Annotated in this window: 5 protein-coding genes; 4 read left to right on the plus strand and 1 reads right to left on the minus strand. The window is 63.5% G+C overall.

Annotation, left to right across the window (positions count from 1 at the left end; all coding sequences use genetic code 11):
- The first annotated feature begins 374 nt into the window (after positions 1 to 374).
- Positions 375 to 1,211 carry a hypothetical protein gene (locus FPH17_RS09555; protein ID WP_154880211.1) on the plus strand — a complete coding sequence of 279 codons (837 nt, stop codon included), beginning with the start codon at positions 375 to 377 and terminating at the stop codon, positions 1,209 to 1,211.
- Between the two features lie 160 nt (positions 1,212 to 1,371).
- On the opposite strand, the gene FPH17_RS09560 is transcribed toward FPH17_RS09555, so the two are convergent.
- Positions 1,372 to 6,561 carry a Rib/alpha-like domain-containing protein gene (locus FPH17_RS09560; RefSeq protein WP_167496811.1) on the minus strand — a complete coding sequence of 1,730 codons (5,190 nt, stop codon included), beginning with the start codon at positions 6,559 to 6,561 and terminating at the stop codon, positions 1,372 to 1,374.
- Positions 6,562 to 7,092: 531 nt separating this feature from the next.
- Here FPH17_RS09560 and pgfA point away from each other — a divergent pair.
- The 3 genes from pgfA (at position 7,093) to FPH17_RS09575 (ending at position 16,045) form a co-directional block, all read left to right on the plus strand.
- Positions 7,093 to 8,031 carry a cell envelope lipid trafficking protein PgfA gene (pgfA, locus tag FPH17_RS09565; protein ID WP_154880215.1) on the plus strand — a complete coding sequence of 313 codons (939 nt, stop codon included), beginning with the start codon at positions 7,093 to 7,095 and terminating at the stop codon, positions 8,029 to 8,031.
- A 407-nt stretch (positions 8,032 to 8,438) separates the two neighbouring features.
- Complete coding sequence (rpoB, locus tag FPH17_RS09570; RefSeq protein ID WP_095535276.1) at positions 8,439 to 11,936, plus strand: DNA-directed RNA polymerase subunit beta; 3,498 nt, start codon at positions 8,439 to 8,441, stop codon at positions 11,934 to 11,936.
- A 110-nt stretch (positions 11,937 to 12,046) separates the two neighbouring features.
- A complete protein-coding gene (locus tag FPH17_RS09575) occupies positions 12,047 to 16,045 on the plus strand; it encodes a DNA-directed RNA polymerase subunit beta' (protein WP_154880217.1) in 3,999 nt (1,332 codons plus the stop codon).
- Positions 16,046 to 16,141: the final 96 nt, after the last annotated feature.

Here is a 16,141-nt window from a genome sequence, read left to right on the forward strand (position 1 = left end):
CTCGACGGACGAGGACTCACACGAGGCATGCTATGGTTTGTGTCTGTCACGTTCATAGTGCAGAGCATTGCGCATGGACGGATGTAGCATTCGTCTTTGGTTTAGTTAGGTGGTATGCGTCTGACTTTTTTTTTCTGTCGTCTCTAGGTCCCAGGCGCTCGTAGCTTCCGAGCTTCCTCTACGTCTCGTGGGCTGGGAGTTGTGTAATAGAGACAGGGATTGGGGGGGGGGAGAGAGGGGCTGGGTTCTTTCACGTAAGTATTCGCAACAGGGGCGATTAGCTTTAAACCAGTGCAGCAACACTTTGCCTTGTATTGTGCCTAGCGAGTGGCAGCCGCGTCGCGGAGGCTGACTTGAGACTAGGGAGTGAGGCAATGATTAATCGACAACTTGCAATGCAGGTCCGCGAAGCAAGCAATATAGCGCAAGAACATGAGCAGTACCTTTCTCGCTGGGCTGCCTTGAAATCCCAGTTGAGGCGCCCCAGGAGCCTGCCTCAAATCACATCCGACGTGCTGAAATGGGCATTTGTTGTATCACTGTTGTTGTGGGCCGTCCACGCGTATAAAAGTTGGGCAAGGCTGCGGACCTATAAGCGCACCATGGCAGAGTGGGAAGAATACGCCGAGTCTGAAGCCAGTTTCGTTGCAACGCTCAATGACATCTCCGAAGAGGAAGCGCGAGAAATCGTCGACAACTACAGCACTCGGCCTGGGGATCCGCCATTCTATTTTCCCGAATCAGTGTTAGAAATGCTGTTCTTCATAGTTATTGGCGGGATCCTCATTTTCGGCCTCATCTTCGGCACGTTGTACCTCTACAACAAAAATCTCAACACATTGAACCGCGCGCTTTTTGGAAGAGAGAATGCTTCACGCCGCGCGAAGAATCGGGCGACTGAAGCGCAGATGCAACAGTACGCCCAACAGCTGGGAGAACTGCGTCAGCGCTATAACAGCCTTGGATTTCCTGACGTCTACTTTTCCTCCGCGGTACTTCGCAGAATAGGGGAGTACGTTGCAGCAGGCAGGGCCCAGAATTTTAGCCAGGCAGCTAATCTGTACGAGCAGGATGAAAAGCACAACAGGCAGTTGGCCGAAGCCCGTCGCGCGCAGAATCAGCTTACCGAGCAGCTCGAACGACACCATCATACGCAAATGATGAGTGATATGTGGCTGCAGGCCTCCATCGATGACCTCAAACGCCGGTAAAGAATAGTGATGCAGCGCAAAAGCAGTGCAGCGGAGGCGCTTGAAGCGTGATCGCCGGCGTTTGCGCTGCACGACAAACCCCCTGCCTGATCCTCTAGAAGCCTATCTAGACGATCGTGCAGGGGGTTTGATGCTGGCGGCCGCGGCCAACTAGGTGGAACTAGTTTTCATCAGCCTCGTTCTTCTTCGCGTCTTCCTTGCTGGAAGACCCCTTGGCGCCTTCGCCGCCGCCAATCTTGGAGCTCAGGCCGTCGTACTCAGGCGCGCAGGCCTGGGCAATCTGGTCAGCGATGAGCAGACCGAGTGCGGTGAGCGCCAGAGCCGCGGCTGCGGTGCCGAGCTCGCGGGCCGGGAAGTTCGGTCCAAGCACGGACTGTGCCGCCTGGGCAAACTGTTCATCGAAGATACCCAGCTGCTGCTGGATCTGCGTGTTCACCTGCTCGATAGCCTTGCCAGCCTCGGCGCGGAACTCCTCGAGACCCGGGATAGCCACCTGGGTAGCCACACCCAGCGGGATCAGGAGCAGGAGCGGGATGCCGACGCCCGCGAGACCGGCGATGCAGCGATCGCTCAGTTCCGAGGAACCAGTGGTCGTGCCCTGCGACTCCGAGGAAACCTTGATGACCACGAAGCGGTCGCCATCCTTGGTCTCGACGACGTAGGTGCCTTCGGCCCAGTCCTTCGGGACAGTGATGGTGATGTTGCCGTCAGCGTCCTTGCCCGGGTTGAGCTCGGAGATGTCCTTGATGGTGCCATCCGGGTAGCGGATCTGCAGATCCTTCGGGTCGATGTCGCCACCAACGGTGACGGTATCGCCCGGCTTGACCTCAACGGTCGCACCGTTGGACACCTGCGGCGGAACCTGCACAGGGACGGTGATCGTTTCGTTCGAACCATCCGGGTAGGTCACCACGACGGGGATGTCGTAGCTTCCGCCCTTGGCGTCCTTGTCCGGGTTTACCGTCACCTTGCCGGTGCCCGGGTGGACGGTCACCTTGCCCGGGAAGGTGTGCTTACCGGGTGCGAAGGTGGTGTCCTTCGGAAGATCGGAGCCGTCCTCGTTCTTCGGGCCCTCAATAACAGTGTCCTGTTCGCGAGGCGTCGTGGTGCGGTCGCCACCGTAAGTGGGATCGTGCGCGTCGCTATCCTGCGGGTCCTTGCCATCGGTGTCGTTGCCGCCGGTGTTTCCGCCGGGGGTCGTGCCGGTATTGCCGCCGTCGCCGGGCTTATCGGAACCGCCCGAGGTGGTACCGACGGTGAAGATCGGAGACAGCGTCTCACTGGAACCATCCGGGTAGGAAACGATGACCGGGATGGTCACCTCGGTGCCGTTCGGAGTGTTCGCAGGCGCCTTAATGGTGAAGTCACCGGTGTCAGCGTCACCATCCAGGGTCCAGCCGGACGGGAACTTCGGGAAGACGAACGTCGTGCCTTCCGGCAGCTCGCGGTCGCCGTTCTGCTCGAACTTGACCGGGGTTTCGGCCAGACCGCGCTGGTTCTCGTAGCCAGGGTTGTTGTTGTCAGCCTGGGAAGTCGAGTCCTCGCTGCCCTTACCGTTGTCGCCGCCCTTACCGTCGTCCTTGTCCTCGTCTCCGCTGTCAGCCGGGATGACCTCGACGGGGACTTCAACGGTGTCGGTGGTGCCGTCCGGGTAGGTCACCTCCACGACGACAGTGTGCTTGCCGGGCTTTGCGTCCTCGTCCGGAGTGACAGTGATCTCGCCGGTACCCGGATCGACCTCGACCTTGCCAGGGAAATCGTCGTCCTTGTGCTCGAACTTGGTGTCATCCGGAAGCGCAGAACCGTCCGGGTTACGCGGTGCGTCGACGGTCTCGGTGTCACCGGGCTCGACCTTGGTGTCGCCGTCGTACATCGGCTCGTTGTCCGTTGCGTCATCGGAAGTGCCAACAACCTCGAACGGTGCGTTGACGGTCTCGCGGGAGCCATCCGGGTAGACCACGCTGACCGGAATAGACACTGCCGTACCCGGCAGAGCGGACTCGGGCGGGGTGACCGTGAAGTCGCCGTTCTCGTTCGGCTCACCGAAGGTCCAGCCAGCCGGTGCCTTCGGCAGGACGAACTTGGTGCCCTCTGGGAGCTCACGGTCGCCATCCTGCTTCAGCTCGGTCGCGGTACCCGCCGGACCGGACCCGGGGGAGTACGCCGGATCGTTGTCTACAGCGTCGGTAGAGCCGTTGTCCTTACCGTCATCCGAACCGTCGCCGGAGCCATCATCGGAACCGTCATCCGAACCGTCGCCGGAGCCATCATCGGATCCGTCGCCGGAGCCATCATCGGAACCGTCATCCGAACCGTCGCCGGAGCCATCGTCCGAACCGTCACCGGAACCGTTGTCGCTGCCGCCGTTGTCCGGCGGGGTGATGGTGGTGTCATCCGGGATGCGGACCGGAAGGTCGATGGTTTCCTCGGTGCCGTCCGGGTAGGTGATGTCAACCGGGATGGTGTAGTCGCCCGGGGTGGCGTCCTCGTCAGGCGTGAGCGTGACCTCACCGGTGCCCGGGTCGACGGTGACCTTGCCCGGGAAGTCCGAATCGTCAGAGTCGCCCTGCTCGAAGGTCGTGTCCTCCGGCAGCGAGGAGCCGTCCGGGTTCGTGGGGGCGTCGACAAGCGTCTCCTCACCTCGCGGAGCCTCGGTGTCCTCGTAGGAGGGGTCGTTGCCGCTTGCGTCGTTGGTCACCACGAAGACAGCCTCGGTGTCGTCGATGGTGCCGTCCGGGTAGGTGAAGCGGACCGGGATGGTCACGCGGGTGCCATCGAGCGCGTCGGGGTCCGGGGCGACGGTGAAGTCGCCAGCCTCGTTGGGCTCTCCGAAGGTCCAGCCCTCAGGAGCATCCGCGACCGTGATCTTGGTGCCCTTAGGCAGCTCGCGGTCGCCGTTCTGGGAAACCTTGGTCTCCTTGCCAGCCGCGCCCTCGGTGGTGCCGTAGCTCGGGTCGTTGTCAGCAGCCTGGTCGGAGGAGCCGGTATCGCCGCCGTCGCCGTTGTTCTTGGGGTCTTCGGGGACGGTGACGGTGACGGTGGTGGTCTCCTCGGAGTCATCCGGGTAGGTGACCTCAACTGGGATCTCGTAGTCGCCCGGGGTTGCATCGTCGTCAGGAGTGACGGTGACCTTACCGGTGCCCGGGTCGACCTCGACCTTGCCCGGGAAGTCGTTCTCGCCCGGCTTGAACGTGGTGTCCTCCGGAAGCTCGGAGCCGTCCGGGTTCTTCGGCGAATCGATCTCGGTGGGCTCGCTCTTCGGGGTCTCCGTGTCTTCGTAACGCGGGTCGTTCGTGTCCTTATCCAGCGGCAGGACGGTGAACGGCGCGGTGACGGTGTCCTGTGAGCCGTCCGGGTAGGTCACCAGGACGGGGATGTCGACCTTGCCCGGGCGAGCGTTCTTCGCCGGGGTGACGGTGAAGTCGCCGTTTTCATCCGGCTCGGACGCGGTCCAGCCGTTCGGCAGGGTCGGGGTAAAGGTGCTGCCCTTCGGCAGGTCCTGGGTTTGGTCAACCTTCGTGCCCACGCCCGGCTTGCCCTGTGCGGGCTGGTAGTACGGGTCGAAGTTCTCCGCATCGGACTTGTCCGGATCCTCGGTCGCGTTGTCGCGGGCCGGGACGGTGACCTCAACGTCGACCGTATCGGTGGTGCCGTCCGGGTAGGTGACCTTGACCGGAATGTCGTAGTCGCCCTCGCGAGCGCCGTTGTCCGGGTTGACCGTGACCTTGCCGGTACCCGGGTCGACCGTTACCTTGCCCGGGAAGCCCGGGAGCTGCTCAGCGTTCGGGCCGGTGACCGGCTTAGACGGGTGCTGCTCGAAGGTGGTGTCGCCAGGAAGGTCGGAGCCGTCCGTGTTCTTCGGGCCGTCGATGACGGTGTCGGTCCCGCGCGGCGTTTCGACGCGGCCGCCATAGGTCGGATCGTTCGCGTCGTTATCAGCCTCGCGATCGGGCTGGCCCGGGGTGACCGTGTGGCTGGAGCCGTCAGCGTTTGTAGCCAACGCGAAGTTCACGTTGGTCCAGTTGCCGCCACCGTCGCGGTGCGGGGCGGTGGCAACGTTCGCATTGTTGCCCAGGTGCTTCTGGCCAGGCACGTGGCCGTTATGCGCCCAGTCGGTGTCGGCAAGGGAGCGCTGTGCGTGGCCCGACTCGGTGTAGACGTCATTGCCCACCGGTGCGCGGAACTCAGAGGTGTTCCAGGACGACAGGTTTGTCTTGATGTTGTGGTCTGCGTCCTCGACCCACATGTAGACGTAGTCCGCGTGACGGGCCTGGTCGAAGGACGAGCGCAGCATGTAGGTGCCATCCGCCTTCACCGGTGCGGAGTAGACGGTGAAGTTCTCGGGATGCGCACGGACGTAGTCTGCCGTTCGCTTGATACGGCCCTGGATGTCGGCTGTCGTGCGGTTACCGGTGGTGTTTGTATCGCGACGGATCGCATCCAGCGCCTGGTACGCCTCGTCGTTCGGTACCGCCTGGTAGACAGTGTGTCCCTCGGCCGGAGTGTCCGTGCCGTCGAAAAGCACACCATTGTCCACGTTGATGTTGTACTGGTTCTTGGCCCACACGTTCTCCGTGTCGGTGCCCTTCATAGAGTCGTTCCATACCCGGCCGGAGTACGTACGCTTGACGGCCTTATCCGGGGTTTCGGAGAGCTGGCTCTTCAGGGTGTTCGACGCGGGGGAGACCTGGTAGACCTTGACCACCGTCTCACCCCACGTGGGGCCGCGACGGTCGTTGACTGCCACTGGGTGGATGGACCAGTTGAGGTTGCGGGAATCTTCGACGCTGCCGCTGTACCATGCGCCACCCGGGGTCGCGCGTACGACGGAGAACGGCTCGTTGATGTGCGGGTTGATCGCCGAGTTGTTCTCGCCGATCAGCAGCTGGACGTCAGCGGAGCCATCCTTCCAGGTGCCTGCAGCCAGCTTCGGGGAGCCGTCCTTGAACTCGAAGGCGTAGACCGTGTTGCCAAAGTCATCCGTGTGTGTCGTCGCCTTGTGGATGCGAGACATCTTCCCGCCACCGGTGTCGTAGCGCATGTACATGTCCGCGCCCTCCGGAACCGGGGTGTCGCTCCATGGGTTGCGCATATCGTCGACCTCCATGGTGCCACGGTCAGCGTAGGAGAGGTAGCCCCACACCACGTTGCGTTTTCCGTCGAGGACGCCCTTGTTCACGCTGTCAGTCGGCGTGATGGCATCCGCTTCGACGATGTTGGCGGGGTCCCAGTCGCTCGCGCTCGGTGCCTCGGCGGCGTGAGCCACGTTGGCAATTGCTGCGTGAGGGCCAACTACTGGAAGCGCTTGCGATCCGACGGCGATGGCCATCGAGGCTGCAAGCATTGTCATGCCGCGGCGACGGCCTCTCTTATGGGGTTGGGCAGGTGGGTAAGCCATCATATTCTCCTTAGCGTTTTCTGACGGTTTGGCACGATATTCTAAGTGAGTCTCAGGAAGCTGGAAATGGCTTTGGGGTGCCTGGGGGTGATTCGGCGACGCCAGTACGCGAAAAGGCGGTATAAATGTGTCCCTACTCACTATGTATGCGTCCAAGCTTATATCCGATCCGCGGGTAGTGCGGGGGTGATTGGGGCAGTTTTAATAGTTTTCGAACACTAACTGGTAGGTTGAAAAGGGCGGTTTACTGGCCACAAAAGGTATAGAGGTACGTGTTTGTATCCGTGCAGAAGGGGGGTGGGCGTGAAGTGTTGCAAAGCGGGTGCGAAACGCGCGAATGTCCTTACACATGCTGAGCCGAAGCTGTGTGCAAAAATCTTGCATTCTGAGATACCGGGGGCGCAACGCCTCGTTTGCTGAGAATGTTACGTGGTCATGCCCGCCCGCAGGGGAGCCCGAGCTGTGTCCACTACACTTTGGCCCATGCTGCCTAAATCCAGGATTCTCTCCGCGCTCCTCGTGGGTCTCGGCATCGCGCTCGTGGTTGCTGGCCTGCTCGCGCCGCGCTTCCTGCTTGGCGACGCCCGCCTGCCCCTCGACCTCGCGCACACCACCTGGACGCTTCGCGACGACGACGGCACACGCGAAGGCGAGCCTGCCCCCGTGACCCGCCAGCTCCACATGGAGGTGCAGGACCCCTCGAATGACGACGTGGCGAGCGTGCGCATCGGCGATACCTTGCGTGCCGGCACGGCCGGTTCGGACTTTGACAACCTCGTTACCGCGTCCACCTGGTCGATGGTGCTGGACCGTGCCACCGGCCAGGTGGCCTTGCCTGCGCAGGTGTCCAGTCAGATGGCGATGCCTGCGACGGAGGTGCCCGTGGACGGGCCCTGGCTGAAGCTGCCGTCCGACGTGCAGCAGCAGGACTACAACGTGTTCGACCCGCAGCTGCGGGGGAGTGCGCCCGCGCAGTTTGCCGGCGAGGAAGAGATCGGCGGCCGCACTGTGTATACCTTTACCCAGCACATCGAGCCGACGAACTTAGCGCTGCGCTACGCCGACGCCTTGAATGCCAGCACCGCCGAGGTCGGCGAAGGCGAGGATGCTGACAGCGTGCGCACCTTCCGCAACTACGCTGCGGACCGCGAAATTCAGGTCGACCAGGTCACCGGTCTTGTGGTTGGCATGAAAGAAAAGGTCGACATCTTCTACGCCGACGACAACGGCGAGCACCCCACCAACGTCATTACCTACGACGCCGCGATGTCGCCGGAGGATACCGAGGCGATGGTGGCCCAGCTCTCCCGCGTGGTGCCGCAATCCGTATCGCAAAAGGTGACGTGGGGTACCATCGCGCTCGGCGCGCTTGTCGCCCTGTTTGGCCTGGTCGGCGCGTTCCGTCCCGGCCGCGCCCGCTAGCCGGGTGTCGCGGGGTTGCCGAGTTAGCAACCTCTGGTGGTAGGCTTCCCCGCAGCGACGTCACCGGTGAGGTTTCCGGTGCAGGAGCAAGCTTATCGACGGCACCGCTTTCGCTCCGACGACGCGCAGGCGACACGGGGGTGTGTCTGCTCTTTACAAAGCGTGCACTCTGCTATAGGCTAAGTCGTTGCGCTGGAAGCCGTCTCCAGTGAAGTGCGCGAGCCTTGCATGAGGCGCCCGTCGGAAAGCCTGTGTGAGCAGGGGGTATGTCGAAGGGTGCTGATTTGACAAGGTGATTTTGTCATCTCTGGGGGCGGGTCTTCCGAAGCAGACCGAAATGCTAACTTACCCAGCGGAAATGCCGGTTGTTTACAGAGCCAGAGTAAATAGCGTGGCGTCCGCCCTAGGTGCTGGAAGGACCCAACTTGGCAGTCTCAAACCAGACCATGTCAATGGCTGATATTCCCGGGGCCCCCGAACGTTACTCGTTCGCCAAGATCGCTGAGCCGATCACCGTCCCGGGTCTTCTTGATGTACAGCTTGAATCTTTTGCGTGGCTCGTCGGTACGCCTGAGTGGCGCACCCGCGAGCAGGAGCTGCGCGGCGAGGACGCCCGCGTGGCCAGCGGCCTGGAGGACATCCTGGAGGAGATCTCTCCGATCCAGGACTACTCCGGCAACATGAGCCTGACGCTGTCCGAGCCGCGCTTCGAAGATGCGAAGTACACCATCGAGGAAGCAAAAGAGAAGGACATTAACTACTCCGCGCCGCTCTACGTGACGGCGGAGTTTATTAATAACGATACGCAGGAGATTAAGTCCCAGACCGTCTTTATTGGCGATTTCCCGCTGATGACGGACAAGGGCACCTTTATTGTCAACGGCACCGAGCGTGTCGTTGTCTCCCAGCTCGTGCGCTCCCCGGGCGTCTACTTTGACGAGACGATTGATAAGTCCACCGAGCGTCCGCTGCACGCCGTGAAGGTGATCCCTTCCCGTGGTGCGTGGCTGGAGTTCGACGTGGACAAGCGCGACACCGTAGGTGTGCGCATTGACCGTAAGCGTCGTCAGCCGGTGACCGTCCTGCTGAAGGCGCTCGGCTGGACCGAGGAGCAGATCAAGGAGCGCTTCGGCTTCTCCGAGCTCATGATGTCCACGCTGGAGAACGACGGCGTGGCCAACATGGACGAGGCCTTGCTGGAGATCTACCGCAAGCAGCGCCCGGGCGAGCAGCCGACCCGCGACCTCGCGCAGTCCCTGCTGGAGAACTCCTTCTTCCGCCCCAAGCGCTACGACCTGGCCCGCGTTGGCCGCTACAAGGTCAACCGCAAGCTGGGTCTCGGCGGCGATCACGACGGCCTGATGACGCTGACCGAGGAAGACATCGCCACCACGCTCGAGTACCTCGTGCGCCTGCACGCTGGCGAGACCGAGATGACCTCCCCGTCCGGCGAGCTCATCCCGATCAACACCGACGACATCGACCACTTTGGTAACCGTCGCCTGCGGACCGTTGGCGAGCTGATCCAGAACCAGGTCCGCGTCGGCCTCTCCCGCATGGAGCGCGTCGTGCGCGAGCGCATGACCACCCAGGATGCGGAGTCCATCACGCCGACCTCTCTGATTAACGTGCGTCCGGTCTCCGCCGCGATCCGCGAGTTCTTCGGTACCTCGCAGCTGTCGCAGTTCATGGACCAGAACAACTCCCTGTCCGGCCTGACGCACAAGCGCCGTCTGTCCGCGCTGGGCCCGGGCGGCCTGTCGCGTGAGCGCGCCGGCATCGAGGTCCGAGACGTACACCCGTCCCACTACGGCCGCATGTGCCCGATTGAGACCCCTGAGGGTCCGAACATTGGCCTGATCGGCGCGCTCGCGTCCTACGCGCGCGTCAACCCGTTCGGCTTCATCGAGACCCCGTACCGCAAGGTCAACGACGGCAAGCTCACGGACCAGATCGACTACCTCACGGCCGACGAGGAGGACCGCTACGCGATTGCGCAGGCGGCCACCCCGATGACCAAGGACGGCGAGCTGACCGGCGAGCGCATCGAGGTCCGCCTCAAGGACGGCGACATCGGCGTCGTCGGCCCGCAAGGCGTTGACTACCTCGACATCTCGCCGCGCCAGATGGTCTCCGTGGCAACGGCGATGATTCCGTTCCTCGAGCACGACGACGCGAACCGCGCCCTCATGGGTGCGAACATGCAGAAGCAGGCTGTGCCGCTGCTGCGCTCCGAGGCTGCGTACGTGGCCACCGGCATGGAGCAGCGCGCTGCTTACGACGCTGGCGATACCGTCATCTCCCCGCTCTCCGGTGTCATCGAGACCGTGACCGGTGACTACATCACCGTGCTGGGCGACGACGGCACTCGCGACACCCAGCAGCTGCGTACCTTCCACCGCACCAACCAGGGCACCTGCTACAACCAGACTCCGATCGTGTCTGCTGGTCAGCGCGTCGAGGCTGGCCAGGTGATCGCGGACGGCCCGGGCACGAAGAACGGCGAGATGGCACTCGGCCGCAACCTGCTCGTCGCCTTCATGCCGTGGGAAGGCCACAACTACGAGGACGCAATCATCCTCAACCAGCGCGTGGTGGAGGAGGACATCCTCACCTCCGTGCACATCGAGGAGCACGAGATTGACGCCCGCGACACCAAGCTCGGCGCCGAGGAAATCACCCGCGAGATCCCGAACGTGTCGGAGGACGTGCTCAAGGACCTCGACGAGCGCGGCGTGATCCGCATCGGCGCTGACGTGCGCGACGGCGACATCCTCGTGGGTAAGGTCACCCCGAAGGGCGAGACCGAGCTGACCCCGGAGGAGCGCCTGCTGCGCGCCATCTTCGGCGAGAAGGCCCGCGAGGTCCGCGACACCTCCCTGAAGGTGCCGCACGGTGAGACCGGCAAGGTCATCGCAGTCCGCCGCTTCTCCCGCGAGGACGACGACGATCTGTCCGCAGGCGTGAACGAGATGATCCGCGTCTACGTCGCACAGAAGCGCAAGATCCAGGACGGCGACAAGATGGCAGGCCGCCACGGCAACAAGGGTGTTGTGGGCAAGATCCTGCCGACGGAGGACATGCCGTTCATGGAGGACGGCACCCCGGTGGACATCATTCTGAACACGCACGGCGTGCCGCGTCGTATGAACATCGGTCAGGTCCTCGAGGTGCACCTGGGCTGGCTGGCCAAGGCCGGCTGGACCGTGAACCCGGACGACCCGAAGAACGCCGCGCTGCTGGAGACCCTGCCGGAGCACCTTTACGACGTCCCGCCGGAGTCGCTGACCGCAACGCCGGTGTTCGACGGCGCGTCCAACGAGGAGATCGCAGGCCTGCTGGCAAACACCAAGCCGAACCGCGACGGTGACGTGATGGTCGACGGCCAGGGCAAGACCCGCCTCTACGACGGTCGCTCCGGCGAGCCGTACAAGTACCCGATCTCCGTCGGCTACATGTACATGCTCAAGCTGCACCACCTTGTGGACGAGAAGATCCACGCCCGTTCCACCGGTCCGTACTCCATGATTACGCAGCAGCCGCTGGGCGGTAAGGCCCAGTTCGGTGGCCAGCGCTTCGGCGAGATGGAGGTGTGGGCAATGCAGGCGTACGGCGCTGCCTACACCCTGCAGGAGCTGTTGACCATCAAGTCGGACGACGTGGTCGGCCGCGTGAAGGTCTACGAGGCGATTGTGAAGGGCGACAACATCCCGGATCCGGGTATCCCGGAGTCCTTCAAGGTGTTGCTCAAGGAGCTGCAGTCTCTGTGCCTCAACGTTGAGGTGCTCTCCACGGACGGCAGCGCCATGGAGCTCGACGGCGACGACGATGAGTTTGACCAGGCCGGTTCCTCGCTGGGCATCAACCTCTCGCGCGACGAGGGGTCAGCGGCGGATACCGTCTAGGCGCCAGGTGGGCGTCGATAAGCACTTGTGCTTGCGGCGCCCTGAATGAAACGAGAAGAAACTATCCACACGCAATCCTCCCCAGCTGGGGGAGGTGAAAGGGAATTTACGTGTTTGACGTAAACCTCTTCAACGAGCTTCGCATCGGCCTGGCCACTGCAGAAGACATTCGTAAGTGGTCCCACGGCGAAGTGAAGAAGCCGGAGACCATCAACTACCGCACCCTCAAGCCCGAGAAGGACGGCCTGTTCTGCGAGCGCATCTTCGGCCCCACCCGCGACTGGGAGTGCGCCTGCGGTAAGTACAAGCGCGTCCGTTACAAGGGCATCATCTGCGAGCGCTGCGGCGTCGAGGTGACCAAGTCCAAGGTGCGCCGTGAGCGCATGGGCCACATCGAGCTCGCCGCTCCCGTGACCCACATTTGGTACTTCAAGGGCGTCCCGTCTCGCCTGGGCTACCTGCTTGACCTCGCTCCGAAGGACCTGGAGCGCATCATCTACTTCGCCGCCAACATCATCACCAGCGTCGACGAGGAGGCACGTCACAACGACATGTCCACCCTCGAGGCGGAGATGCTGCTGGAGAAGAAGGAAGTCGAGGAGGACGCAAACTCCGAGATCGCCGAGCGCGCACACAAGCTGGAGGAAGACCTCGCCGAGCTCGAGGCTTCCGGCGCGACCGCCGCTGCCCGCAAGAAGGTGCAGCAGGCAGCCGACAAGGAAATGACGCACATCCGCGAGGCCGGCGAGCGCGAGGTCGAGCGCCTCGACGACATCTGGCAGACCTTCCAGAAGCTCGCCCCGAAGCAGATGATTATCGACGAGGTGCTCTACGAGGAGCTCGTCGACCGCTACGAGGACTACTTCACCGGCGGCATGGGCGCTGAGGCAATCCAGACGCTGATCCGCAACTTCGACCTCGAGTCCGAGGCCGAGGAGCTGCGCACCATCATCGCTGAGGGCAAGGGCCAGAAGAAGGTCCGCGCGCTCAAGCGCCTCAAGGTCGTCGCTGCGTTCCAGCGCTCCGGCAACGACCCAGCCGGCATGATCCTGGACGCGATCCCGGTGATCCCGCCGGAGCTGCGCCCGATGGTGCAGCTGGACGGCGGACGCTTCGCCACCTCCGACCTGAACGACCTGTACCGTCGCGTGATCAACCGCAACAACCGCCTCAAGCGCATGATTGACCTCGGCGCGCCCGAGATCATCGTGAACAACGAGAAGCGCATGCTGCAGGAGTCCGTGGACGCGCTGTTTGACAACGGCCGCCGCGGCCGTCCGGTCACCGGACCGGGCTCCCGCCCGCTGAAGTCCCTGTCCGACCTGCTCAAGGGCAAGCAGGGCCGCTTCCGCCAGAACCTGCTGGGTAAGCGCGTCGACTACTCCGGTCGTTCCGTGATTATCGTCGGCCCGCAGCTCAAGCTGCACGAGTGCGGTCTGCCAAAGCTGATGGCGCTCGAGCTGTTCAAGCCGTTCGTGATGAAGCGCCTGGTGGACAACCAGTACGCGCAGAACATCAAGAGCGCGAAGCGCATGGTGGAGCGCCAGCGCCCCGAGGTGTGGGACGTGCTCGAAGAGGCCATTTCCGAGCACCCGGTGCTGCTCAACCGCGCACCGACCCTGCACCGCCTGGGCATCCAGGCCTTCGAGCCGAAGCTGGTCGAGGGCAAGGCCATCCAGCTGCACCCGCTGGCGTGCGAGGCGTTCAACGCTGACTTCGACGGCGACCAGATGGCAGTCCACCTGCCGCTGTCCGCAGAGGCACAGGCGGAGGCCCGCGTACTGATGCTGTCCTCCAACAACATCCTGTCCCCGGCGTCCGGCAAGCCGCTTGCAATGCCGCGCCTGGACATGGTGACCGGCCTGTACTTCCTCACCATGCTGAAGTCCACCGATGAGATCGGCGGCGAGGGCGCCTACGCGCCTGCCGACGAGCACGGTCCGGCACAAGGCGTCTACTCCTCCTACCGCGAGGCGATCATGGCGTACGACCGCGGCGTGCTCGGCCTGCAGGCCCCGATCAAGGTCCGCATCGACCACCTGCGCCCGACGGTTGATGTCGAGGAGGAGCAGTTCCCGGACGGCTGGACCAAGGGCCAGGCATGGATGACCGAGACGACGCTCGGCCGCATCATGTTCAACGAGCTTCTGCCGTTCAACTTCCCCTTCCAGGAAGGCGCCATGGTGCGCAAGGGCGGCGGCGCCGGCAAGGTGCTGCTGGGTGACATCATCCAGGACATGGTGGAGAAGTACCCCATGATCACCGTCGCGCAGACGCTGGACAAGATGAAGGACGCCGGCTTCTACTGGGCAACCCGTTCCGGCGTGACCATCACCATGTCTGACGTGCTGGTGCTCCCGAACAAGACGCAGTTCCTCGAGCGTTACGAGAAGGAAGCCGAGGAGATCGAGCGCAAGTTCTGGGAGAAGGGTGCGCTCACCGAGGAGAACCGCTACGACCGACTGGTTGAGCTGTGGCAGGACGCCACTAACAAGGTCGGCCAGGCCGTGGAGGACCTCTACCCGGACGACAACCCGATTCCGATGATCGTGAAGTCCGGTGCTGCCGGTAACATGCGCCAGATCTGGACCCTGGCCGGCATGAAGGGCATGGTCGTGAACTCGCGCGGTGAGTACATCACCCGCCCGATCAAGACCTCCTTCCGCGAGGGCCTGTCCGTGATGGAGTACTTCAACAACTCCCACGGTTCCCGTAAGGGCCTGGCCGATACCGCACTGCGTACCGCGGACTCCGGCTACCTCACCCGTCGTCTGGTGGACGTGGCGCAGGACGTCATCGTCCGCGAGCTGGACTGTGGCACCCACCAGGGCGTCAAGGTCCCGGTGGCAGAGGCCGCTGGCGACTCCTTCGTCCGCCATGACCTGGTGGAGACCTCCGTGTCCGGCCGAGTCCTGGCCTCCGACGCGAAGGATTCCGAGGGCAACGTCGTCTTCGAGGCCGGCACCGAGCTGTCTGAGGAGCGTATCGACGTGCTCGTGCAGAAGGGCGTCGCCGAGGTCAAGGTCCGCTCCGTGCTGACCTGCCAGACCCCGACCGGCGTCTGCGCCAAGTGCTACGGCAAGTCCATGGCGTCCGGCCAGCTGGTAGACATCGGCGAGGCCGTCGGCATCGTCGCTGCACAGTCCATTGGTGAGCCGGGTACCCAGCTGACCATGCGTACCTTCCACCAGGGTGGTGTCGGCGGCGACATTACCGGTGGTCTGCCGCGTGTCCAGGAGCTGTTCGAGGCCCGCGTGCCCAAGAACTGCGCTCCGATCGCGTCGGTCGCCGGTACGGTCTCCCTGGAGGACGAGGGCAACTTCTGGACCCTCACCATCCACCCGGACGACGACTCCGACGACGTGGTGTACGAGAAGCTGTCCAAGCGCCAGGGCCTGGCCCAGGTGCGCCGCCCGATGGAGTCCAACCCGGACGCCATGATCGAGCGCTCCCTGCGCGAGGGCGACCACGTCGAGGTGGGCGAGCGCCTGCTCCGCGGTGCCGCAGACCCGCACGACGTGCTCGAGGTCCTCGGCCGTCGCGGCGTGGAGAAGCACCTCATCGACGAGGTGCAGGCCGTGTACCGCACCCAGGGTGTGTCCATCCACGACAAGCACATCGAGATCATCATCCGCCAGATGCTGCGCCGCGGCACGGTCATCGACTCCGGCTCGACCGAGTTCCTGCCGGGCACGCTGATCGACCTCTCCGAGGCACGCCAGGTCAACGCCGCCACCGTGGCGGACGAGGGCCAGCCGGCGGAGATGCGCTCCGAGATCATGGGTATCACCAAGGCCTCACTAGCTACCGAGTCCTGGCTGTCGGCCGCCTCCTTCCAGGAGACGACCCGCGTGCTCACGGACGCCGCGATCAACAAGCGCTCCGACCAGCTCATCGGTCTGAAGGAGAACGTGATCATCGGTAAGCTGATCCCGGCCGGTACGGGCATTTCCCGCTACCGCAACATCCAGGTCAAGCCGACCGAGGCCGCGCGCTCCGCGGCGTACTCCATCCCGAGCTTCGGCGAGGGCATCTACGGCGACGAGGGCTACGGCGAGTACACCGGCGCCTCCGTCCCGCTCGACGAGTACGGCATCGACCAGATCTAGCCTTCTGGCTGTTAGCTAGGTCTGCTCACCAACCGGCCCGGCTCCTCCGCAACTGTGCGGTAGGGGCCGGGCCGTTGGCGTCGATAAGCACGCGTG

The organism is Corynebacterium gottingense (assembly GCF_007559235.1).
In the GTDB taxonomy this organism is placed as follows: domain Bacteria; phylum Actinomycetota; class Actinomycetes; order Mycobacteriales; family Mycobacteriaceae; genus Corynebacterium; species Corynebacterium gottingense.

Excerpts from the sequence above, each read along its gene's own strand:
- pgfA (WP_154880215.1), top strand. The coding sequence starts at position 7,093 with ATGCTGCCTAAATCCAGGATTCTCTCCGCGCTCCTCGTGGGTCTCGGC.
- FPH17_RS09560 (WP_167496811.1), bottom strand. The coding sequence starts at position 6,561 with ATGACAATGCTTGCAGCCTCGATGGCCATCGCCGTCGGATCGCAAGCG.
- FPH17_RS09555 (WP_154880211.1), top strand. The coding sequence starts at position 375 with ATGATTAATCGACAACTTGCAATGCAGGTCCGCGAAGCAAGCAATATA.